The sequence below is a fragment of the Mesorhizobium sp. L103C119B0 genome, from assembly GCF_000502235.1.
Classification (GTDB): domain Bacteria; phylum Pseudomonadota; class Alphaproteobacteria; order Rhizobiales; family Rhizobiaceae; genus Mesorhizobium.
On the sequence record NZ_AYXE01000006.1, the window covers coordinates 189613 to 211505 of the forward strand.

At 64.6% G+C, this 21893-nt stretch carries 23 protein-coding genes and 1 pseudogene; 13 read left to right on the top strand and 11 right to left on the bottom strand.

Going from position 1 to position 21893, the window contains the following annotated elements; all coding sequences use genetic code 11:
* Positions 1–53: 53 nt before the first annotated feature.
* Entirely contained in the window at positions 54–1235 is a 1182-nt protein-coding gene (locus X728_RS155045; protein ID WP_023831370.1) for an MFS transporter, read from the top strand.
* 7 nt (positions 1236–1242) lie between these two features.
* Here the strand turns inward: X728_RS155045 and X728_RS01000000166650 are convergent.
* Both X728_RS01000000166650 and X728_RS155040 read right to left on the bottom strand, forming a co-directional pair.
* A pseudogene (locus X728_RS01000000166650) lies at positions 1243–1799 on the bottom strand (GNAT family N-acetyltransferase).
* A gap of 109 nt (positions 1800–1908) precedes the next feature.
* The gene (locus X728_RS155040; protein WP_031195350.1) at positions 1909–2358 is read right to left on the bottom strand and encodes a GatB/YqeY domain-containing protein; all 450 of its coding nucleotides are present in this window, start codon (positions 2356–2358) and stop codon (positions 1909–1911) included.
* A 257-nt stretch (positions 2359–2615) separates the two neighbouring features.
* On the opposite strand from X728_RS155040, the gene carA reads away from it, so the two are divergent.
* The 3 genes from carA (at position 2616) to X728_RS155025 (ending at position 4543) form a co-directional block, all read left to right on the top strand.
* Positions 2616–3833, top strand: coding sequence for a glutamine-hydrolyzing carbamoyl-phosphate synthase small subunit (gene carA / locus X728_RS155035; RefSeq protein ID WP_031195351.1), 1218 nt, complete (start codon positions 2616–2618; stop codon positions 3831–3833).
* A gap of 63 nt (positions 3834–3896) precedes the next feature.
* Complete coding sequence (locus tag X728_RS155030; RefSeq protein ID WP_023748196.1) at positions 3897–4148, top strand: type II toxin-antitoxin system RelE/ParE family toxin; 252 nt, start codon at positions 3897–3899, stop codon at positions 4146–4148.
* Positions 4149–4159: 11 nt separating this feature from the next.
* Complete coding sequence (locus X728_RS155025) at positions 4160–4543, top strand: helix-turn-helix transcriptional regulator (protein WP_023831373.1); 384 nt, start codon at positions 4160–4162, stop codon at positions 4541–4543.
* A gap of 9 nt (positions 4544–4552) precedes the next feature.
* Here the strand turns inward: X728_RS155025 and X728_RS155020 are convergent, their stop codons facing one another.
* The 3 genes from X728_RS155020 to X728_RS155010 all read right to left on the bottom strand — a co-directional run bounded on the left by X728_RS155020 (position 4553) and on the right by X728_RS155010 (position 7847).
* Complete coding sequence (locus X728_RS155020) at positions 4553–5473, bottom strand: aldo/keto reductase (RefSeq protein WP_023831374.1); 921 nt, start codon at positions 5471–5473, stop codon at positions 4553–4555.
* On the bottom strand, positions 5470–6735 hold the full coding sequence (locus X728_RS155015) for a tetracycline resistance MFS efflux pump (protein ID WP_023831375.1): 1266 nt from the start codon (positions 6733–6735) through the stop codon (positions 5470–5472). Before X728_RS155015 ends, X728_RS155020 begins: the two co-directional genes overlap by 4 nt.
* Before the next feature lie 176 nt (positions 6736–6911).
* Entirely contained in the window at positions 6912–7847 is a 936-nt protein-coding gene (locus X728_RS155010) for a neutral zinc metallopeptidase (RefSeq protein ID WP_023705842.1), read from the bottom strand.
* Between the two features lie 188 nt (positions 7848–8035).
* Between X728_RS155010 and X728_RS155005 the strand changes: the two genes are divergently transcribed.
* Positions 8036–10102 (top strand): hypothetical protein, encoded by a 2067-nt coding sequence (locus X728_RS155005; protein WP_031195352.1) that lies wholly within the window; start codon positions 8036–8038, stop codon positions 10100–10102.
* 18 nt (positions 10103–10120) lie between these two features.
* On the opposite strand, the gene X728_RS155000 is transcribed toward X728_RS155005, so the two are convergent.
* Both X728_RS155000 and mntR read right to left on the bottom strand, forming a co-directional pair.
* Positions 10121–10309, bottom strand: coding sequence for a hypothetical protein (locus X728_RS155000; RefSeq protein WP_023831377.1), 189 nt, complete (start codon positions 10307–10309; stop codon positions 10121–10123).
* 91 nt (positions 10310–10400) lie between these two features.
* Positions 10401–10856, bottom strand: a complete 456-nt coding sequence (gene mntR, locus X728_RS154995; protein WP_023672433.1) for a manganese-binding transcriptional regulator MntR — start codon at positions 10854–10856, stop codon at positions 10401–10403.
* 257 nt (positions 10857–11113) lie between these two features.
* Here mntR and X728_RS154990 point away from each other — a divergent pair, with 257 nt between their 5' ends.
* The 3 genes from X728_RS154990 (at position 11114) to X728_RS154980 (ending at position 14151) form a co-directional block, all read left to right on the top strand.
* Positions 11114–12472, top strand: a complete 1359-nt coding sequence (locus X728_RS154990) for an Nramp family divalent metal transporter (RefSeq protein ID WP_023691522.1) — start codon at positions 11114–11116, stop codon at positions 12470–12472.
* Positions 12473–12525: 53 nt separating this feature from the next.
* Complete coding sequence (locus X728_RS154985; RefSeq protein WP_023831378.1) at positions 12526–13383, top strand: protein-L-isoaspartate O-methyltransferase; 858 nt, start codon at positions 12526–12528, stop codon at positions 13381–13383.
* Between the two features lie 117 nt (positions 13384–13500).
* Complete coding sequence (locus tag X728_RS154980; RefSeq protein ID WP_023831379.1) at positions 13501–14151, top strand: dihydrofolate reductase family protein; 651 nt, start codon at positions 13501–13503, stop codon at positions 14149–14151.
* Between the two features lie 61 nt (positions 14152–14212).
* Here X728_RS154980 and X728_RS154975 read toward each other — a convergent pair whose 3' ends face one another.
* Positions 14213–15082 carry a LysR family transcriptional regulator gene (locus X728_RS154975; RefSeq protein ID WP_023831380.1) on the bottom strand — a complete coding sequence of 290 codons (870 nt, stop codon included), beginning with the start codon at positions 15080–15082 and terminating at the stop codon, positions 14213–14215.
* A gap of 96 nt (positions 15083–15178) precedes the next feature.
* Here X728_RS154975 and X728_RS154970 point away from each other — a divergent pair, with 96 nt between their 5' ends.
* The gene (locus X728_RS154970) at positions 15179–15778 is read left to right on the top strand and encodes a LysE family translocator (RefSeq protein ID WP_023683785.1); all 600 of its coding nucleotides are present in this window, start codon (positions 15179–15181) and stop codon (positions 15776–15778) included.
* Positions 15779–15937: 159 nt separating this feature from the next.
* On the opposite strand, the gene X728_RS154965 is transcribed toward X728_RS154970, so the two are convergent.
* A complete protein-coding gene (locus X728_RS154965) occupies positions 15938–16732 on the bottom strand; it encodes an SDR family oxidoreductase (RefSeq protein WP_023831381.1) in 795 nt (264 codons plus the stop codon).
* A 179-nt stretch (positions 16733–16911) separates the two neighbouring features.
* Here X728_RS154965 and X728_RS154960 point away from each other — a divergent pair, with 179 nt between their 5' ends.
* Positions 16912–17376, top strand: a complete 465-nt coding sequence (locus X728_RS154960; protein ID WP_023691525.1) for a MarR family winged helix-turn-helix transcriptional regulator — start codon at positions 16912–16914, stop codon at positions 17374–17376.
* A 29-nt stretch (positions 17377–17405) separates the two neighbouring features.
* On the opposite strand, the gene X728_RS154955 is transcribed toward X728_RS154960, so the two are convergent.
* Positions 17406–18584, bottom strand: a complete 1179-nt coding sequence (locus X728_RS154955) for an MFS transporter (protein WP_023817667.1) — start codon at positions 18582–18584, stop codon at positions 17406–17408.
* Between the two features lie 199 nt (positions 18585–18783).
* On the opposite strand from X728_RS154955, the gene X728_RS154950 reads away from it, so the two are divergent.
* Positions 18784–19140, top strand: coding sequence for a helix-turn-helix transcriptional regulator (locus tag X728_RS154950; RefSeq protein ID WP_023683780.1), 357 nt, complete (start codon positions 18784–18786; stop codon positions 19138–19140).
* Positions 19141–19160: 20 nt separating this feature from the next.
* Here the strand turns inward: X728_RS154950 and X728_RS154945 are convergent, their stop codons facing one another.
* Positions 19161–19631: a nucleoside deaminase gene (locus X728_RS154945; protein ID WP_023691527.1), complete on the bottom strand. Its 471-nt coding sequence runs from the start codon at positions 19629–19631 to the stop codon at positions 19161–19163.
* Positions 19632–19810: 179 nt separating this feature from the next.
* On the opposite strand from X728_RS154945, the gene X728_RS154940 reads away from it, so the two are divergent.
* Both X728_RS154940 and X728_RS154935 read left to right on the top strand, forming a co-directional pair.
* Positions 19811–20587: a metallophosphoesterase family protein gene (locus tag X728_RS154940; protein ID WP_023672422.1), complete on the top strand. Its 777-nt coding sequence runs from the start codon at positions 19811–19813 to the stop codon at positions 20585–20587.
* Positions 20588–20802: 215 nt separating this feature from the next.
* Positions 20803–21885, top strand: coding sequence for an SH3 domain-containing protein (locus tag X728_RS154935; RefSeq protein ID WP_245266127.1), 1083 nt, complete (start codon positions 20803–20805; stop codon positions 21883–21885).
* The last annotated feature ends 8 nt before the right edge of the window (positions 21886–21893 follow it).

Consider the following 21893-nt stretch of genomic DNA (forward strand, 5'->3'; position numbering starts at 1 on the left):
GCAAGCGCCATCCATGATTTGAGGCCAACTCATTCAAGGATCGCTTCCGCGCCATGCTTCCGCTCATTGCCCTGTTCATCGCCGCCTTCGCTTTCGGCACCACCGAATTCGTCATTGCCGGCGTGCTGCCGCAAGTGGCCGACGGCCTTGGCGTTTCGATCCCGACCTCCGGCTACCTCGTCTCCGGCTATGCCGGCGGGATCGCGGTTGGCGGCCCATTGCTGGCGCTCGCCACCAAGGGCATTTCCCGCAAGACGCTGCTGCTTTGCCTGACCGTCGCCTTCACCATCGGCCAGGCCGCTTGCGCGCTGGCGCCCGATTTTACCTCGATGCTGCTCTTGCGCATTGCGGTCGCCGTCGCACACGGCGCCTATTTCGGCGTCGCCATGGTGGTGGCGGTCGGCCTCGTGCCCGAGGACAAGCGCGGCATGGCCGTGGCTGTGATCCTCTCCGGCCTCACAGTATCCAATGTCATCGGCGTGCCGGCCGGCACCGCAATCGGCAATCTCTGGGGCTGGCGCGCCACCTTCTGGGTGATGTGCGCGCTGGGCGTGGTGGCGTTTGCCGCCATGGCCGCCCTCCTGCCGCGCAAAACGGGCGCATCGAGCCCATCCACCAGCCTTGGCAGCGAGGTTCGCGTGCTGGCGCGCCAGCAAGTCTGGACCTCGCTGATCCTGATGCTGACGTTGATGATCGGCCAGTTCGGCCTGTTCACCTACATCACCCCGACACTGCTTGAGGTGACCCATCTCGACGAGAGCCTGATCCCCTGGGTGCTGCTGCTCAACGGCGTCGGCGCCACCGTCGGCGTCTTTCTCGGCGGCAAGCTTTCCGACTGGAAGCTGATGCCGTCGCTGATCACCATGCTTGCGCTGCACGCGGTGATGTTGGGCGTGATCTATGCCGTCAGCCCCTACCCCGTGCCGATGGTCATCGCCATCGTCGTCTGGGGTGGCCTCAACTTCGCCATCGGCACGCCGATCCAGACCCGCATCCTGGCCTGGACGGCGGACGCCTCCAACCTCGCCTCCTCGCTCATCCCCTCCGGCTTCAATGTCGGCATCGCGCTCGCCGCGTCGGTGGGCGCTGCCATGCTCAATGCCGGCTACGGCTATCGCAGCCTGCCGGTTGTGGGCGCTGCCGCCATGCTGGTGGCGGTGGTGGTGGCACTTGCCTCCTACATCTGGGAGGGGCGCAGCCGGGCAGCGCCGCCGCTGCCGGCACCGGCCGAATAGCGTCGGACTACAAATCGATCCGGAACAACAAACTCTCGGCGCCGCCATACGCGGCGTCCTTGATGAACGGACCGACCACACGGCCACCATTGGCCAGCACCACCTTCTGCGAGGCCGGATTGTCGAGGTCAGTGGTGAGCTCGACATATGGCAAACCAACAGCCCTCGCCTCGTCCAGCATCAGCCGCAGCGCCTCGGTCGCATAGCCTCGTCCGCGCTTCCACGGCGCCACGGCATAGCCGATATGGCCGAGCACATGCGACGGCAGTGCGGCCGTACCGGGCTGCCAGCGAAAGCCGATCGAGCCGGCGGCCTCGCGTCCCAGATCCAGCGCCGGAAGCCGGGCAGCCGCGGCACTGTCGTGCCATTAGGCAAGGTAATCGGGCCTCCTTTGGCCTCGGGATCGTCGAGGCTGGCAAGGAACGCCGCAGGATCCTCGTCGATCGCCGCAAGTTGCTCGCGCGTCGCTTCCATCAGCCGGACATTGTCCGGCGACCAGCCACGCTCGAGCGCCGCCTTGTAGGAGGGCAGATGTTCGAGCGTGGGTTTGACGATTTCGATCATGGTGGGTCTCTCCGGCAGGTCAAGGCTTGCTCGCTTAAGCCGGTGCGGACCGTTTCTTGCCCAGAGGTAATGCCCCTGCTCTCCTTCGCCATTGAAGTGGTGTCGGCTCCTACTGCAGCAGGCCTTTGACGATGCCGCTGGCCTTGCCGAAATCCATCTGGCCGGCATATTTCTGCTTCAGCACAGCGATCACCTTGCCCATGTCCTTCTGGCTGGTCGCACCGGTAGCAGTGATCGCTTCGCGCGCCGCTGCAGTCACCGCCGCCTCGTCCAACTGCGTCGGCATGAAGCCGCGGATGATCTCCATCTCGCCACGCTCCTGCGCCGCCAGTTCCGGGCGCTTGCCGTCCTCGAACGCCTTGGCCGATTCCTCGCGCTGCTTCACCATTTTGGCCAGGATCTGCAGGATCTCCTCGTCGCTGGCGGGGTCCTTGGCCGAGCCGCGATTGGCTATGTCGCGGTCGTGAATGGCGGCCTGGATGAGCCGCAGTGTCGGCAGCCGGTGCTTGTCCTGCGCCTTCATCGCGCTCTTCAGGGATTCGGCGATTTTTGCGCGCATGATGCTTTCTCCTTCGAACGGTGCGGACAATAACGGTGGCGAACTCGTAAAGCAAACACGCCAAGCCTCTGATATTGTTCGACGAAACAAATGCCCGCCGTTTTGGCCCGGCATCATTGACCGCTCTGGCGCCTTCCCCTATGTACTCGGCCTTGCATAAGAATCGAATTGAAGCGCGCAGGCTCGAGAGATCGGCTGCGCCGTTTGCTGCGCAGATGGCCCGCCATCGAAGCGCGCAGCGTGACAGGAGCGTCGCCATGGCCGAGATGACCCCCGGACTGACCCCGCCTTGGGCAACCGAAAAGCCGACCGCCCTTCTGGTGCTGGCCGACGGCACCGTCATCGAGGGCCGCGGTCTGGGCGCCACCGGTTCCGCCGTTGCCGAAGTTTGCTTCAACACCGCACTTACCGGCTACCAGGAAATTCTCACCGACCCGTCCTATGCCGGCCAGATCGTCACTTTCACCTTCCCGCATATCGGCAATATCGGCACCAATGACGAGGACATCGAGGACTTGAACCCGGTCGCCCGTGCAGGCGCCGTTGGCGCGGTGTTCAAGGCCGATGTCACCAACCCGTCCAACTACCGCGCCGGCACCGGGCTGGACCAGTGGCTGAAGAAGCGCGGCATCGTCGCACTGTCGGGCATCGACACCCGGGCGCTGACCGCGCTGATCCGCGAAAAGGGCATGCCCAATGCCGTCATTGCGCACGTGCCCGACGGCATCTTCGACATCGACGATTTGAAGCGGCGCGCCGCCGCCTGGTCGGGCCTGATCGGGCTTGACCTCGCCAAGGAAGTCACCTCGGGCCAGTCCTCGGTCTGGAGTGAAACGCCCTGGGTGTGGAACGAAGGCTTTGGCGAACAGGCCGAGCCGTCGATGCACGTCGTCGCCATCGACTACGGCGTCAAGCGTAACATCCTTCGCCTGCTTTCCGGCCTCGGCGCCAAGGTCACCGTGGTTCCGGCCGGCACCGGCTCGGAAGAGATCCTGGCCATGCAGCCCGACGGCATCTTCCTCTCCAACGGGCCCGGCGACCCGGAAGCCACCGGCGACTACGCCGTGCCGGTCATCCAGAACCTGCTGAAGGCCGACATCCCGGTATTCGGCATCTGCCTCGGCCACCAGATGCTGGCCCTGGCGCTCGGCGGCAAGACCGCCAAGATGCACCAGGGCCATCACGGCGCCAACCACCCGGTCAAGGATCACACCACCGGCAAGGTCGAGATCGTCTCGATGAACCACGGCTTTGCCGTCGATGCCGACTCGCTGCCAGATGGCGTCGAGGAAACCCATGTCTCGCTGTTCGATGGCTCGAACTGCGGCATCGCGCTGACCGGCCGTCCGGTGTTCTCGGTCCAGCATCACCCCGAGGCTTCGCCCGGTCCGCAGGACTCGCATTATCTGTTCCGCCGTTTCGTCAATCTGATCCGCGAAAAGCGCGGCGAGGAACTGCTGGCCGAACGGGCCTGAGCCCTCTATGTACCAGTGATAATATCGCTTAACCTCGAGCGATAAATCTGCGATATTGCGCGAGTGAAGACGATCATCCTCTCGGTGTCGGCAGCTCGCGATCTCGACAACCTGCCGGCCGATGTCCGCGAGCAGGTCTCTGAAGGTTTGAACACTTATGCCATCAGCGGGCGTGGCGATGTAAAACGTCTTGCCGGCCGAGACGGTTACAGACTTCGGATCGGTCGCTACCGCGTTATATTTGATGAAGATCGCACGACAATCCTAGCGATCTACATCGGCAAGCGCGAAACGACGACCTACAGCCGGCCATAGGACAGCACATCATGAACGCTCCGCAAATCATAAGGACTTCAACCGGGGAAGAACTGGTCGTCATCCCGAAGGCTGACTACGAGGCATTGCTGCATGCCGCCGAAGAAGCCAGAGAAGACGCTGCGGATGTGGCGATCTACGATGAGCGGAAGGCCGAGTTCAAAACTGAAAAGCCCCTGCCCGCCGAGGTGACCATGGATATTTTGCGAGGTTCCAGCCGGCTCAAGGCGCTGCGCAACTGGCGCAAGCTGACGCAGGCCGAGTTGGCTGATGCCATCGGAGTCAGCCAGGGCTTCCTGTCGGACCTTGAATCCAATCGCCGCAAGCCATCGGCGCAAACCGGCACCATGCTGTCGAAGGCATTGGACGTGCCCAGCGAATGGATCGAAGCCTAGTATCTGACCTTACGCCACCGGCCGGCCTTCGCTGGCCTCCAGTATGGCGAACCATTGCTGGCGGTCGAGGCTGATCTCCAGCGCCTTGACCATGGCGGCCAGCCGCTCGGGCTTCATCGTGCCCAGCACCGGCGCCAGCCGCGCCGGATGACGCAGCAGCCAGGCGATGGCGACGGCGGCGAGGTCGCCGGCGCCGATCTCGGCAGCCACCGCCGCGATTGCCGCCCTGACCCGCGCCTCGCGCCCTTCCTTGCCGGTGAACAGCAAGCCGCCGCCGAGCGGTGACCAGACCATCGGCGCATAACCATGCCTATGCGCGTGATCGAGGCTGCCATCCACCAGCGCATTGGTTTTCAGCACCGACATCTCGATCTGGTTGGTGGCCAAGGCAAACGGCAGCCGTGAAGCCAGAAGGTCGAACTGCGACGGCGTGAAGTTGGAGACCCCGACCGCCCTCACCTTGCCCGACTTGACCAGCCCGGCAAGGGCCGCCGCCGTCTCGTCGGCATCCATCAGCGGATCCGGCCGGTGCAGCAGCAACAGGTCGAGATAGTCAGTGCCGAGATTGGCGAGCGAACGGTCGACCGAGGCCGCAATATGGGCCGCACTGGTGTCGTAATGCTTCAGCCGGTTCTGAGGCCGGTTGGCCGATGCCAGAATGATGTCGCATTTCGAGATCAGCTCGATGCTGTCGCGCTTGCCCTTCCAGCGCGACAAGCCGGCGCCAAAGGCAGCTTCCACCTGGTAATGCCCGTAAATATCGGCATGGTCGAAGCTGGTAAGGCCGAGATCGACCGCAGTGCCGATCAGCCGCGCGACCTGATCGGCGTCCGGGCGCGCGGCGCTGTCGAGCAGGCGCCAGGCGCCGAACACCAGCCGCGACAGCGACAAACCGTCCTTGGTCAGCTTTATGCGGCTGTCATGGCTCATATCTGGGCTCCATCTTCCGCAGCGCCGGTGGCAACGCTTTTCACCGCCGTCGGCCTCGCAACTTTCGTTACAAAGACAATGACGGCAAGCGTCAGGAAGCACGCGCCAACCAGATAGGGCGCGCCGCCGAACACCACGGGCGCATTCGGCCCGGTGAACCAGGAAAAGATCGCGGTGTACAGCAGCGGCGTGATGATCGAGGTGATCGAGAAGATCGACGTCATCGCGCCCTGCAATTCGCCTTGCGCCGATGGCGGCACCTTGGCGGCGGCGAGGCTTCTCAGCGGCGGATCGGCCAGTGCTTCCAGGCAGCCGACGACGATCACCGCATAGATCATCCAGCCTTGCGAGGCGAAGGCATAGCCGAAGGCGCTGGCCGCCGTGAAGGTCAGGCCGATCACCGCCGTCTTCCACTCGCCAAGTTTGGGGATCACGCGCGGCAGCACCGTCGCCATGACGATCGCCCCACACAGGCCGAAGGTGCCGAGCGAGAAGCCGATCTGCTGCTCGCTCCAGCCATAGCGGTAGTTGGACACGAACGACCACACCGCCGGATACATCATGTGGCCGAGCGTCATCAGGAAGAAGGCGAGCCCGATCCAGCCGATGCCCTGATATTGGCGCATCTGCAGCAGCGTGCCGACCGGGTTGGCGCGTTTCCACTCGAAGCGGCGGCGGTGCTTTTCATCGAGCGTTTCAGGCAGGAAGAACATGGCGATGAGGAAGTTCACGAAGGCAAGCCCGGCGGCAAAGTAAAACGGCACCCGCGGCCCGAACGTGCCGAGCAGCCCGCCCAGCACCGGCCCAATGACGAAGCCGACGCCGAAGGCGATGCCGAGCAGACCGAAATTCTTCGCCCGATTGTCGTCGTTCGAGATGTCGGCAATGAAGGCCGACGTCGTCGAATAGCTGGCGCCCGAAATGCCGGCCAGCACGCGGCCGATGAACAGCATCGGATAGGACCAGGCGATGGCGCAGATCAGATTGTCGATCGAGAATGTTAGCACCGAGGCAAGCAGGATCGGCCGCCGCCCGAAGCGGTCGCTCAACCCGCCCATGATCGGCGCGAAGAAGAACTGCATCGCGGCATAGACGAAGAACAGCCAGCCGCCCTCGATCGCCGCTTCGCTGATGCCGACGCCAGAAAGCTCCCTGAGAAAGGCCGGCAGCACCGGCATGATCATGCCGAAGCCGATAATGTCGAGCAGCAGCGTGGTGAAGACGAGCGCAAGGCCCCGCCTGGCGGTTTTGGGGTCGATCATGATGGCGTCTGCTCCCTGGGACCGCCCTTGGGCGGGCGCCCGTTATAGGCGAGGCGTCACTTTGGAACAATAGGAGAACGCCTCAGGCGTTCTCCTCCTGACATCTGTTGCCGGTGGTGAATCGGCCCGCCGACGGATGCGCTTTGAACCGCGGTCGGCTGGAACTTGCGAGCGCCTCAAACCGGACCGGTCAGCGTGTTGCAATCCGACAGCTTGCCGCTCTTGTAGCCGCGCGCCAGCCAGGTCTGCCTTTGCTGCGACGTCCCGTGGTTGAAGCTTTCCGGAACGACATAGCCCTGCATCTTCTTCTGCAGCGTATCGTCGCCGATCTGCTTGGCGGCGTTGAGCGCCTCTTCGATGTCGCCCTGTTCCAGAATGCCCTTCTGCGCGGTGAAATGCGCCCAAACGCCGGCGAAGCAGTCGGCCTGCAGCTCGATGCGCACCGACATCTGGTTGGCTTCCGCCTCACCCATCGACTGCCGCATCTGGTTGAACTTGGGCAGGATGCCGGTGAGGTTCTGCACATGGTGACCGACTTCATGCGCGATCACATAGGCCTGGGCGAAATCGCCCGAGGCGCCGAACTGCTGGTCGAGCTGCTGGAAGAAGGTGGTGTCGAGGTAGACCTTGTGGTCGCCGGGACAATAGAACGGTCCGGCTGCCGTCGAGGCGGAGCCGCAGGCCGAGCGGATCTGGCCGCTGAACAGCACAAGCTTCGGGTCCTCGTATTTCAGGCCCTGCGACTGGAAGATGCCGGTCCAGGTCTCTTCGGTCTCGGCCAGCACGGTCGCCACGAACTGCTTCATCTCGTCGGAAGCAGGCGTGCCAGCGCCGTCGTCCTGGCCGCCGCTGTTGTCGGTAATCTGGCCACCACCACCCGGCAGCACGCCGCCGCCCTCGCCGGTGCCCAGGATCTGCGACGGATCGAAGCCGAAATACCATCCGGCCAGCACCACGAGGACAACCAGCAGGATGCTGCCGCCGCCGCCGGTGCGGCCGCCGATCGGGATGCGGAACTGGCCAGGGCTGCCGCCGCCGAAACCACCACCGCCGCCGCTGTCGCTGCGCTCGTCCTCGACATTGTCACTCTGACGGCGGCCCTTCCAGAGCATGGCAACTCCCCGTATGCAAATTTTCGGCTGGCCTGGCCGATTGTCGTGGCCCAGTCCGACCCAACAGACAATTATCGCAATGGTTGCGCCAAGTCACAGTATTTTTCGTGGCGGCGGCATCGCGTTCGCACTCTGGTCGAGGCGGCATGCGCGCTGTAGCATCCGGTTCGAACGGGGGTGTCGGGGACTTGCGGACGATCGGTCGATTTCTGCTGCTGGCCGTGGTGCTATGCCTCGGCCCGTCGCCGGCGCGCGCCGTGACGCTCGATTCCAGCGTCGCCGTGACCGACCCCGAGACATTGCAGGCGCTTGAGCGTGGCGGCCTGTCGATCAGCCGCCTGCTCGGCCCGGCGCTGGGTCTCACGCGCGAGGTCGACAATCGCGGCCTGTTTTCGGTGCGCGCGCTGACCCCTGTCCGCAACGCCGTAAAGCAGGAGATCGCCGACGAGCCTGCCAATAGCCCCGATCCTTACGTCGCGGCCATGGCCAAGTCGAAGGACACCAGCCAGAAATTCAACCCGAAATACATCGACGATGACGGCTCGACGCTCGACCTGACCGGGGTCGTCAACCGCATGGACCGCGGCTATCTCGGCCACACCGAATGCGGCGAGATCAGGCTGATCTACCGCTTCCACTATTCGGTGGCGGAGAAGCCCACGAAGGGAAAGACAGCGCAACGCATCTCGTCGCGGCTGCCGCTGACCATGAGTCTAGTCTTCAACGCCAGGCCCGGCGAGGCTCGCCCCCGCGCTTCGAGAGACCGTCCAAGCGCCACCGCCGTTTCCTGTGCCGAAATCGCCAAGCGCTGGCTCGCCGCCGGCCAGAAGAACCTTGCGCCCGAGCAACTGGCAGCCTGGCTGCGCTCCGACGAAGGGCCGCTCTCCAACGCCATGCTGAATTCGTCGCAGATCATGCGGCTTGAGCTGAACATTCAGGTTCTCCGGCTGTCGGCCTCGAGCCGCCGCGACTTCGGTGGCCACGCCGAATATCTCCTCAAGATTTTCAAATGGGACCCAACGACGTCCACCTTCCAGGAATCGAAGATGGAGAACCAGATCGACCGGAAAGTGGTTCTGGCCGACCGGCCGGCCTTCGCCAAATGGCTGCTCACCGACCGCAACATCTACGATCTCGACCGCGGCCGGCTGGTCATCGACGACAAATTCCTGGCGACCAGCGCCGTCTCGGTCGCACCCGGCGGCATGGCCAGATCGCAAAACAACATCGCCTATGGGCTGCTCGATGATGCTGACATCGACAGGGCGTTGCAGGATTATGTCGCCAGGGGCAACACGCTGCGCAGCGTGAAATCGGTGGCCGGGTTCAATCTGCGTCTCAACGAAATGACCTGCACCGGCTGCCACCAGACGCACGGCATTGCCGGCTTCCACTATACAGGCGCCGATCCGGCCAACGAGCCGCGCCGCAACGCCGTCTTCGTCCCCGGCTCGGCGGTGTTCTTCGCCGACCTGCCGCGCCGCCGCGCGATCGTCGAGGACTTCGCCACAGGCGGCCATCCGGATTTCTCACGCGGCTTCGCCGCCCGTCCGCACGCCAAACTCGCCGAAGCGCTGAAAGGCACCGATCTCTACAATGGCTGGGGGTCGATCTGCTACAGTGGCGAGGATACGAGCTTCAAGGACTGGAACTGCGGCGAAAGCCTGCGCTGCGCCGGCGTCCATGAAAGCGACATCCATCCGGGCTTCGGCACCTGCGTCAGCGAGGCGGCCACCGCAGTCGGCGACCCCGTCGAGTTCGGCGAGATCAAGATGTCGAGCTGGGGCAGCGACAAATATTGCCGCCTGTCGCCGGCCACCGCAAAAGCCTGCGCCATCGATCCGGCGCGCGACAAGAAACCGGTAATCAAGCTCGCCGGCTATGGCGCGGCGCGCCAACGCTATGACAACCCCGAGCAGAAGACCGGTGGCTTTCCCGGGGGCATGCTGCGCAAGGCAAGCTGCGACAAGCTTCCCGACGAGGCGACTTGCGGCCGCCTGGCCAAGACCGGTTTCAACGACTGCATCGCGTCGGGCAAGGACCACAAATTCTGCACCAAGGAATTCACCAAGACCGCCGGCCTGCGCGCCTGCGACAAGGCGCATCCCTGCCGAGAGGACTATATCTGCACCGCTGGCTACGACGATCTGGCCGCAGCCAAGCCTGGCAAGGGCTCCTGCATTCCGCCCTATTTCATCTTCCAGTTCCGCGTCGACGGCCATCCGAGCAGCTGGGCGCAGGACACGGAGGAATAAACCGTAGTCTCAACCGGTTCAGCTCTTCTGCTTGGTGCCGGCGCTTTTGCCGTCCGAGCTTTTGGAGCGTTCCTCGAAACGCGCGGCGCCCTTTTTCAGCGCATGGCCGGTTTCGACCTCGGTCTTGCGTTCGTCCTTTGCCACTGCCTGCCTCAAACCCTCGGCCGCCTGCTTGCCCTTCGCGGTCGGTGCCTGTTCGACGCCCATGTTTTCCTCCTTGGCGCGCGACAATCACGCGCAACGTCAGGAGCAACGAGCCTGACGTGCGGAGGTTCCAGTGGTGCGGCCCCGGCACCCCTCAGCGCGGCGCGATCATCGCCTTGCGAAAGGCTTCCAGCGTCTCGGCGCTGACATGATGCTCGATGCCCTCGGCATCGATGCGCGCCGTCTCGGCGCTGACACCGAGCGAACGCAAAAACGCTTCTACCGTCTGGTGGCGGATGCGGCTCTCTTCCGCCACCTTGCGCCCGGCGTCGGTCAGGAACACACCGCGATAGGGTTTTCTGGAAACGAGCCCGTCGGCGCACAGCCTGGTCAGCATCTTGGCCACCGTCGGCTGGGCGACACCCAGCCGCGCAGCAATATCGACCTGACGCGCCTCATTGCCGTCCTCGATCAGGTCGGCGATCAGCTCGACATAATCCTCGACCAGCGCGCCGCGGCGCGCTTCGCGCTGCTGCCGGAACCCTTTCGAATGAATCTCGGCGTCCGGCAGCGGCTCCTCGCGTCCAACCGGTCTGTGCTTCAGCGCCAACACGCGCTCCTTCCTATCTTTTGACAAGAATCGGCTTTGGGCAAAGCAATCGCCCTTTGCCATTCATAGCACGGGCTTAACTGTTCCAGCCGTTTATTTCCATTCCATGGCAGGCGCAACCGGCGTTTGCGATCCCCTGCCGGCCTGCCGGTCGGCGCAACAGGAAGCACATACAATGAAATATAGCCTATTGCATAATGTTGAGCCCTGGCATAGATAGGATGACGTCAACCGATCCACCCAGTGGAAAGCCCTCCATGTCCGAAGCTGACGCTACCTTGGGATCATCCTGGCGATTTGACAGGCCGGAGGACAATCCTCCCAGCCTGCGCGAGGTGAACTCCACGATCGCGGTGCCACAGTCCGGCGTCTGGTTCCGTCGCCTGTTCGCCTTCATGGGACCGGGCTACATGGTCTCGGTCGGCTATATGGATCCGGGCAACTGGGCCACCGACCTCGCCGGCGGCGCCCAGTTCGGCTACACGCTATTGTTCATCATCATGCTGTCCAACCTGATGGCGATCCTGCTGCAGGCGCTTGCCGCCCGGCTTGGCATCGCCACCGGCCGCGACCTCGCCCAGGCCTGCCGCGCCTATTATCCGCGTCCCGTCAGTTTCGTGCTGTGGATCGCCTGCGAACTCGCCATCATCGCCTGCGACCTCGCCGAGGTGATCGGCACGGCGATCGCGCTGCAGCTTCTGTTCGGCATTCCGCTGATCGGCGGCGCGTTGCTGACGGCGCTCGACGCCTTCATCGTGCTGCTCTTGATGAACAAGGGTTTCCGCTATCTCGAAGCCTTCGTCATCGCGCTTCTGATCATCATCTTCGGCTGTTTCGCCATCCAGATCTTTGCCGCTGCCCCTCCGGTCGGCTCGATCCTGCATTCGATGTTCGTGCCGTCGACGGAGATCGTCACCAATCCGGCGATGCTATACATCGCCATCGGCATCATCGGCGCCACGGTGATGCCGCACAATCTCTACCTGCACTCCTCGATCGTACAGACACGCGCCTATGAACGGACCGAAAAAGGCAAGCGCGACGCCATTAAATGGGCGACGACGGACTCGACCATCGCGCTCGTCCTGGCGCTGTTCGTCAACGCCTCGATCCTGATCGTCTCGGCGGTGGCCTTCCATGGCACCGGCCATCAGGATGTCGCCGAGATCGGCCAAGCCTTCGAGCTCTTGTCGCCACTGCTCGGCCTCGGCATCGCCTCCATCCTGTTTGCGGTGGCGCTGCTGGCCTCCGGCCTCAACTCGACGGTTACGGCAACGCTTGCCGGCCAGATCGTCATGGAAGGCTTTTTGCGCCTGCGCATTCCGCAATGGGCGCGCCGGCTGCTGACGCGCGGCATCGCCATCGTCCCGGTGGTGGTCGTCACCGCGCTCTATGGCGAAAAGGGCACCGGCCAGTTGCTGGTCTTCAGCCAGGTGGTGCTGTCGATGCAGCTGCCCTTCGCGGTCATCCCGCTGGTGCAGTTCGTCTCCGACAAGAAGAAGATGGGCGACCTTGCCATTCCCCGTGGCGTGGCGGCCCTCGCCTGGGTGGTCGCGGCGGTCATCCTGGTGCTCAACTTCAAGCTGCTCTACGACACCGTCTTCGGCGTTGGCTGATTCTCATTCCCGACCGCGACAAACCGGCGGCTTGCGCTATCTTACCGGCCATCATGACAAGTGTCGAAGACGCCAGGAAATTTTACGCGCAGCTGATGGCGGGCAATGCCGGCTCGGCCGATCCGCGCCTCGAAGAGGCGTTCGCCACCGTGCCGCGCGAGGCCTTTCTCGGTCCCGGACCCTGGGCGGTCGTCGCCGGCAGGGCGCTCACCGCCGGCAACGGCAAGATCATGACGCCGAGCGCCGATCCTGTTCACATCTATCAGGACGTGCTGGTGGCGCTCGATGCCGACAAGGGCATCAACAATGGCGAACCCTCCCTGCACGCCATGTGGATCGGCAGGATCGCTCCCAGGCCGGACGAGGCCGTCACCCATATCGGCGCCGGCACCGGCTACTACACCGCCTTGCTGGCCCGGCTGGTTGCGCCCGGCCCGGTGACCGCCTTCGAAATGGAGGCCGATCTTGCTGCCAGAGCGACAAAGAATCTCGAGACCTACGGCAATGTAAGCGTCGTCCACGGCGATGCCGTCACCGGCGATCTGGCGCCGTCCGACATCATCTATGTCAATGCCGGTGTCGTCGCACCGCCGGCTCCTTGGCTTCGGGCGCTGAAAGCGGGCGGCCGCATGATCTTTCCCTGGCGTCCGTCCCAGGGCGTCGGCCTGGCCGTGATGGTAACCCGCAACGACAAGGGCTTTGCCTGCGACCCCTTCATGCGCTCGTGGTTCATCCCCTGCGTCGGCGCCTCGGCGGCCGGTTCGGCGGCCAAAATCCCCGACCTCCAGAAGGCGGCGCGCAGCCGTTCGATCTGGCTGACGTCAGACAGGGCGCCGGACCGGACCGCCACCGCCATCATCGGCGACGTCTGGTTTTCGTCGCAGGCGCTTGGCGGCGGGCGACGGCGGTAGGTACCCTTGTCGGCCGGCAGCGTTTTTTTGCCAACGCCTGTCGGGCGGCCGCCGGCCTGTCCGTCCTTAGATCGAAATCCGGCCCTGACGGCGCGGATCCTGGAAAAGGAAAATCCAATGCGAAAGATCATCGCTTCCACCTTCGTCAGCCTCGACGGCGTCATGCAGGCGCCAGGCGGCCCGGAAGAAGACCCGGTTGGCGGCTTCGAATTCGGCGGCTGGACGTTCCACTACTTCGACGAGGTGGCGGGGGTGGCCATGGAGGAATTGTTCTCCAAACCCTTCGCCCTGCTGCTCGGCCGCAGAACCTACGACATCTTCGCCGCTTACTGGCCGTATCAGAAAGATGCCATCGGAGATGCCTTCAACCCTGCGACTAAATATGTGGCGACGCATCGGCCGGATTCGCTCACCTGGGAAAATACGCAATGGCTTGGAGAAGATATCGTCGCGGCGTTGCGCCGCCTCAAGAAGGAAGATGGGCCTGACCTGCTCATCCAGGGTTCGAGCGAGCTGATCCAGACTTTGCTGGCCAACGGGCTGATCGACGAGATCCGGTTGATGATCTTCCCGCTGCTGCTGGGCAAGGGCAAGCGGCTGTTCGATGGTGGTGCGATGCCCGCCGCTTTCAAGCTGGTCAAGTCGCAGGCCACTACCACCGGCGTCATCATGGCGACCTACGAACGCGGGGGTGAGGTCAAGGTCGGGTCGTTCGCCACGCAAGAGCCGTCAGAGGCCGAGCTCGAGCGGCGTAAGAACTGGAAGTGACAGGGACAGGCTTGGCACCTTTCCTCTCCCTCCGGAGGGGGGAGAGGAAATGCAAGTTCTGTCAAGCCGCCACAGCCCGCCGTGCCAACCCACCCCGGATATACCGCGCGAACTCCTGCGCTGCCGGCGCCGCGCCAAACCTCGGCAAATGCAGATTGATGGAAAAATTCGGCAGCGGCGGCAGCCCGGCATCGAAAGGCAGGATGTCGAGGTCGGCGGGCACGGTGGAGGCCAGCCAGGCGGTGACGGCAAGGTCGGAGCGCACCGTCGCGGTCGTGGCGTCGATGTTGCCGTTCTCGAACACGGTGCGCCATTCCAGCCCGTGCTCGTTCAGCGCCGACAGCACCACCGGGCGGAAGGCGCAGGTATCGGCGACGATCGACACCGGCAGCGGCCGCTTGGCGCGGGCGACGCCGCCCTTGGCCCCGACCCAGACCAGCCGGTGAATGGCCAGGCACTCACCGGCCGACGGGCCGACCGGTTCCTCGATGACGGCAAGGTCGATGGTGCCGGCCGCGAGGGCCGCGGCAAGGTCCGGCGAAGCCGCACAGAGCAGTGAAATCTCGACCTGCGGATAGGTCTCGGCATAGGCCTTCAGCACCGGCGCCAGCAAAGTGCCGACAAGGTCATAGGGAACACCGAGCCGCACCTGGCCGGCGACCTCGGTGCCCGCCATCTCGGCCCAGATCTCGTCATTGAGGCCAAGCAACCGTTTGCCCTTGCCGAACAGCCGCTCGCCGGGCCGCGTCAGCCGCAAGCCACGCCGGTCGCGCTCGAACAGGCTGCAGCCCAGCGCCTCCTCCAGCCTTTTGATCTGCTGGCTGACGGCGCCTTGCGTCAGATGCAGCGCGTTCGCCGCCGCCGTCATGCTGGCCTTGTCGGCGACAGTGACGAAGGTACGGATCAGCGCTGTGTCGAGGTTACGGATCATGGTTGGCATTATATCTGCTAATGCCAACCATCGCAAACATTGCATTTACTGAAGTATGCGGAAGTCTACCATTGGGCTTTTGATGAAGGACGCCTCATGTTGCAGCCCATCTTTCCGCTCATCCTGTTTGCCTTCGTGGCCACCGTCACGCCCGGCATCGCCACCACCCTGTCAACCGCTTCAGGCGCGCAGTTCGGTTTTCGCCGTTCCGTTCCCCTATTGATCGGCAGCGCTGCCGGCCTCGCCACCGTGACCGCTGCTGCCGCCGCCGGGCTCGCCGGTCTGCTGCTGGCCATGCCGTCGCTGCAACTGGCGATGAAAATCATCGGCTCGCTCTATCTCATCTGGCTGGCAATCAAGATCGGCCGCGCCGGGCCGCCTGATCTCGATGTGGCGATGGCAAAACCCAACAGCTTCTTCGGCGGCGCCGGCATTCAATGGATGAACCCGAAGGGCTGGGCGATGGGACTGGGTGCGGCGGCCTCGTTCGCAGCCCTTGCCGACGGTCCGGGACAACTCGCGCTGCTGCTCGGCTCGACCTTCGGCTTCACCGCAGCCATCTCGCTGTCGATCTGGTGCGTGGCGGGCATGGTGCTGGCACGGCTGCTCAAGACCGAATGGCAATGGCGCGCGCTCAACATCGTGCTGGCGCTGGTGCTGGCTGCGTCGATCATACCGATGTGGCGGGGAGCGTAAACGCAGAGGTCGGCGCCAGTACCGCACCCGGACCTGCGGTCCGACCTCCCCACAAAGGGGAGGTAGGGGAGCGCGCACTTTATCCTCCCCCTTGTGGGGAGGGCCGCGAACGAAGTGAGCGGGGTGGGGGTCCTGGTTCGCGAAGCGAACCAGCTACTCTCAAGCCGCGTAACGCGCCGCCGGCTTGTCGGCGTGCAGGCTGCCGTAGAAGACTTGCCTTGCGCCGAGGAAGGTGTCGAGCTTGGCTGTGTCGGCAAGTGCCGGCACGGTGACGGCTTCGCCCCTGGATAGGCCCACAAGCGCGGCATCGACCATATCGTCGGCGGACATGATGATCTCCTTCGGCAGATTGTGGATATCGCCACCGGCGAGCTCCCAGAAATCGGTGCGGGTCGCGCCCGGCAGCACCGCCTGCACCTTCACATTGGTGCCGGCGACTTCGCGGTGCAGGGCCTCGGTGAAGTTGACGACATAGGCCTTGGTACCGCTGTAGATGCCGCCGAACGAGGTATCATAGGCGAGCACAGAGGCGATGTTGACGATGGCGCCGCGGTTGCGCGCAAGAAGCCCCGGCAGAACGGCGCGGGTCAGGCGGGTCAAGGCGACGACGTTGACCTTGATCATGCGCTCGGCCTCGTCGGCGTCGGCCGTTGCCACCACGGCCTGGCCGCCAATGCCGGCATTGTTGACCAGCAGCGTGACGCTATCGTCGGCTGTGATCGCCTGCTCGACGCGGCGCACATCGTTGTCGTCGGCGAGGTCGGCGGCAATCACGCTGACCTTGCGCTTGTAGGCATAACGCAGCTTTTCAGCCAGTTCCTGCAGCCGGTCGGCGCGCCGCGCCACTAGCACCAGATCGTAGCCCTGCCCGGCCAGCCGGTCGGCATAGACAGCACCTATGCCGGCCGATGCACCAGTGACGACTGCGGTACCCTTGTTGTCCTGTCCACTCATTGTCCTGTTCCTTTTTCTGCCCGGCGAGACAGGTCGATGACCCTCGTCCCGCCCTGACTTCCAATTAGTGGTATATGCAACCATCCTGGAAGTAGGTATATGCCACTATCTTGTCAACGGAGGCGGCAGAAACTATTTCTGCGACAGGCCGGCAGCGGTTTTGCCGGCAAGGAGTCGTGATGAGCAAGACCGTGCTGCCGGGATTCAGCCTTTGCAACAACGCCACGCTGCGGCGCGCCGCGCGCAAGCTCGGCCGCTTCTATGACGATGTAATCTCGCCTTCGGGTCTGAAGGGCACGCAGTACGGCCTGCTCTACCAGATCCATGTCAGCAACGAGCCGGCGATGGGCACGATAGCCGAAGCGATGGTCATGGATCTCTCGGCGCTCGGCCACACGCTGAAGCCGCTGATCCGCGACGGCTATGTCGACACCTTCGCTGACAAGGACGATCGCCGCGTCAAGCGGGTGCGGCTGACCGACCAAGGCCTGGCCAAGCTCGAGGAGACGACGAAATTGTGGACCATTGCCCAGCAGCGCTTCGAGGCGCTGGTCGGCCCGCAACGAGCGGCAGATCTGCGCGCTATGCTGGATGAAGTCGCGGCGCTGGACTACGACGTGCCCGCGGCCGCCCCTTCAAGCTGAAAGAGCGGCCGCCGGTCCTTTGCAAAGATCTATTCGGCCGGCATGGCGACCGGCCGGGCCGCCCAGCGGCCGGCCAGCACCGCGCCAAGCCCGATCAGCGGGAAGATGGCGGCGACCAAGCCGAGATCGGCCGGCACGCCGTAGCGCAGCACGGCGCCGCCGACCACAGCACCCAGCGCCACGCCGAGATAGAGCGCCGAAGCGTTGAGCGACAGCACGATCGGGGCGGCGTCGGGCGCCAGCTTGATGATGCGGCTGGCCTGCGCCGGCGGAAATGCCCAGCCGACCATGCCCCACGGCACCATCATGGCCATCAATGCCGGCCCGGCGAGATGCTGCGGCAGGAAGGTCGGGATGACCGAGAGCATCACCAGCATGACGGCGCTCAGCGCCAGCGACCAGCCGACGGTGCGCGTCGCACCAAAACGGTCGGCCGCCTGGCCTCCGGCTATGTTGCCGATGACGGCGCCGACACCGAAGGCGAGCAGCATGCCGGGCAGCGCAATCGGGCTGAGGCCGCCGCTCTGGATGGCCAGCGGCGCGATATAGGAAAACACCGAGAAGGCGCCGATCAGGGCAAGAGCGGTGGTCAGCAGGATCGGCATGACGCCGGGGCGCAGCGCCGCAGCCAGGCGCCGCCTGAGCGGCAGCTTGGTGCCGACAATTCCGCGCGGCAGCCGGTACCACAGGATGGCGCCGACCAGCGCGCCGAGCCCGGCAATGGCAAAGAAGGTCCCGCGCCAGCCGGCTATCGTGGCAACCAGCGCGCCGAGCGGTGCACCCAGCGCAACCGCCACCGTGGTTCCGCCGACGACGACTGCAATGGCCCGCGCCCGGTGGTGGTCATCGACCAGCGCCACCGCCGTGCCTTGAGCGGTAGCGGCAAACAGGCCTGACGACAGCGCCATGATGATGCGGGCAATGAGCAGCAGCTCGAAGGACGAGCTCAGCGCCGCCACCACATTGCCGATGACGAAGAACGCCAGCGTCCACAAGATGACGCGGCGCCGGTCCCATTCGCCGGTCAGCGTTGCCAGGATCGGCGTGCCGATGGCGTAAGCCAGCGCGAAGGCGGTGATCAGCGTGCCGGCGAGCGGAATGGAAATGCGGGCGTCGGTGGCGATGTCAGGCAGCAGGCTGGAGATGACGAAGCCTTCGGTCGAGATCGTGAACGATCCGAGCGCAAGCCAAAAGAGGCGCTTGTCCATAGGGCGTGTCCTTAGTTCAAAAGTTATTGAACAATTGGACATAACAGGGCGTGATGTCAATGAAGCCAGGTGAAAATAGCTGAAGCCTGCTGACAGCCCTGTGTCAGGACAGCCATTGGGCCAATCGCGAAGCGGACTGTGCATGCCCGCGAAACATGGACGCGTTGAAATCGCCACCGACTGTGCTTAGTTTCGGGCCATGACTTTGCCGCACCCCAATACAGACCAGATCAGCCTGCCGGTTGTGCTCGGCGTGCTTGGCGACCCGACCCGGCTCGCCATCGTGCGCTATCTCGCCAGCAAGGAAGGCGTGCCGCTGAACTGCAGCCGGTTCCTCGACCTCGGCTCCAAGACCAATCTCAGCTATCACCTGGCCAAACTGCGCGAGGCCGGCGTCACCCGCGCCGAAGTGGCTGGCACCAACCGGATGATCACGCTGCGCCGCGCCGACCTCGACGCCCGCTTCCCCGGCCTGCTCGACAGCGTGATTGCGGCGGCCGGAGATGATCCGGCTCTGCCCATCGTCGGTGGCCACGACATCGAAATGCCGGCCTAACCGGTTTAGAAGTCAAGGTCCTAGCGCTGCCAAAAACCGATATGCGGGGCGAGGAGCTCTTCGTCCATCTCGGGGAAGGGTCCGTGGACCTCGACCGGCTTCTGCCCGGAGCCGAGGACTGTGCGCGACGAGAGGTTCATCGTCGGGTTCTCTGCGTGATTGCCGGTCAGCGCGAGAAGCTTGGTCTCCTCGAAGCCGTAGACCAGCCGGCCGATATTGGCCCAGTACAGCGTTCCCGTGCACATCGCACAGGGCTCGCCGGTTGTGACCAGCGTGCAGGACCAGAGGAATTCCGGCGGATAGGCGTCCGCGGCACGCCGGGAGAGCTCGGTTTCGGCGTGGCGCACGGTGTTGATGTTGCCTTGCCGCATCAGGATGCGATCGTCGGGGCCGACGAGCACGCAGCCGAAAGGATGGTGCCCGTGCGCGGCAGTCTCGCGCGCGACGTCATTGGCGGCGCGAAGGTGGGCAACCATCTGGTCGCGGGTCATCGCCTGTCCTCCCCCGGATGAACTCTGGAGCGGCGTGGACGCTAGCAGATGGAGTGCTTCCGCGATAGGCGGGGCTCCCGGCTGTCTCGAACGATCTCAAGGGCTTGATAATGAAGGCAGGGGCTTGATAACGAAGACGGGCCGCAAGCCTCAACGGGCTGCACCAAGGAGCCCGCCGCATGCGCATTGCCGTTCTCGCCGACATCCATGGCAATGTGCTGGCGCTGGATGCCGTGCTCGCCGATCTAGCGCGGCGCGGCGGCGCCGATCTCACCGTCAACCTTGGCGACTGTGTCTCCGGCCCGCTCTGGCCGCGCGAGACGTTCGAGCGGCTCGAAGCGCTCGACCTGCCGACGGTGCGCGGCAACCATGACCGCCGGGTCGCGGTCGATCCGGCCGACGATATGATGTGGGCTTCAGACCGCTATGCGCAGGAACGGCTGACATCAGCGCAGCGCGAAGCCCTGCTCGCCCTGCCCTTCACGCTGGAGATTGTTCCCGGCGTGGTCGCTTTCCATGCGCGGCCCGACCATGACGAGAAATACCTGCTCGACGCGATCGTCGATGGCCAACTGGTGCGCGCGCCGCTTGCCGCTATTCAGCGGCGGTTGCAGGCGCTGGACCCGGCCTGCCGCATCGTGCTGTGCGGCCACAGCCACCGCGCGGAACTGGTCCGTATCCCCGGCGGCCCCTTGCTCTTCAATCCCGGCAGCGTCGGCGCCCCCGCCTATGAAGATGACACGCCCCCGGCGCATGTTTCGGAGCAAGGCAGCCCGCATGCGCGCTACGGCATCCTCACCTTGGATGGCGATGGTCCAGACCGTTTCGAGACCATCGCCGTCGACTACGACCACGAAGCGGCGGCGAGACAGGCCGCACAGGCGGGCCGACCGGAATGGGCGCATGCGCTGAGGACCGGCTTCATGCCCAAACCCTCTTGGCAAGGCTCCGCTTGACCGCACGGCTGCGCCCTGCTTCCGCCTCGCGGCACCAAACATCGGACGCATTTTCAGACTTACATGGCCGCGTATCGTCCCTTATAAAACCGCCTTGGCATACGGCAGGACTGCTGCCGCAAGGGTAATCGGCGCACGGCCAAATGATGAGGCGCACAATCCGAACCATTTTGCATCGACTGACTGGCGCTCCGCTCCTGCGGGCCCCGTTGCTCATGGGGCTGTTGCTCATGGGCCCGTTGCTGGTGAGCATGCCGGCGAATGCCGAGGACGCGCCTGCCGACATCGTTTCCATAGTGACCGAGCTCGGCCCAGGCGATCTCCTCAACATCCGCGCCACGCCGTCGCCGGTCGGCAGAACCCAGGCGCGCCTGCCGATCGGCTCGAGCGTCAGGAATTTCGGCTGCAGCGAAGTGGACGGCCACCGCTGGTGCAAGGTCGAGGAGATCGACAATCCACTGGTCAAAGGCTGGGCGCCCGCGCGCTATCTTATCCCCGACAATCCGACCGTGGTCGAAGTAGACGCCGCGCCGCCCCAGGTGACCGCCAGCGCTGAAGCCGGCGGCCCGGCGCTCGCGCCCGACATGCCGACGCAGCCGGCCGACGTGGCCGCAACACCCCCAGCAACTGCACCTGCCGCCTCTGCCGCTCCGGCTGCACCCACTCAGGCTCCACCCACCCCGGCTGCACCCGCGCCGGCCCCACTCGACCTGACGGAGCGCCTTGGCGGCACGGATCCGGGCGCGCCGAAGTCCGCCGCCGAGATCGGCAGGACCGCCATGCAGGATGCTTACGGCCTCGCCTTCGCAGCCAATGAAAGCCCGAGGACGGGCGAGATCCCCGCCACGGAGGCTCCGGCGACGGAGGCCACAGGGACGCCGGTACAGGATTCCACCGCGTCTGCGGGAGCAGCGCCGGATGCGGCGTCCGCGCCCGGGGTACCATCCCCGACGCCTCGGCCAGATCAGGCCAAAGCTGCGACCGCTACGCAAACCGTTGCACGGCTGGAACCCCCGCCCGCCCCCGGCGCCACGTCCGACATTCCCTGCGCGCGCTATGTCGGTCAGCCGATGACCCGCTGCACCGTCAACATCGTCCACAATGGCGCCGACAAGGCAGACATCACCGTGACCTGGCCCGATGGCGGCACGCGCGTCATCTCCTTCTCTGCCGGCATGCCGGCCAACTCGGATTCGCCCAGCGAGTTCCGCTTCACAAGGGAAGGCAGCCTCAACATGATCCGGATCGGCGCTGCCGAGCGGTTTGAGATTACGGATCAGCTCGCGCTGGGGGATTAGGTGTTAAG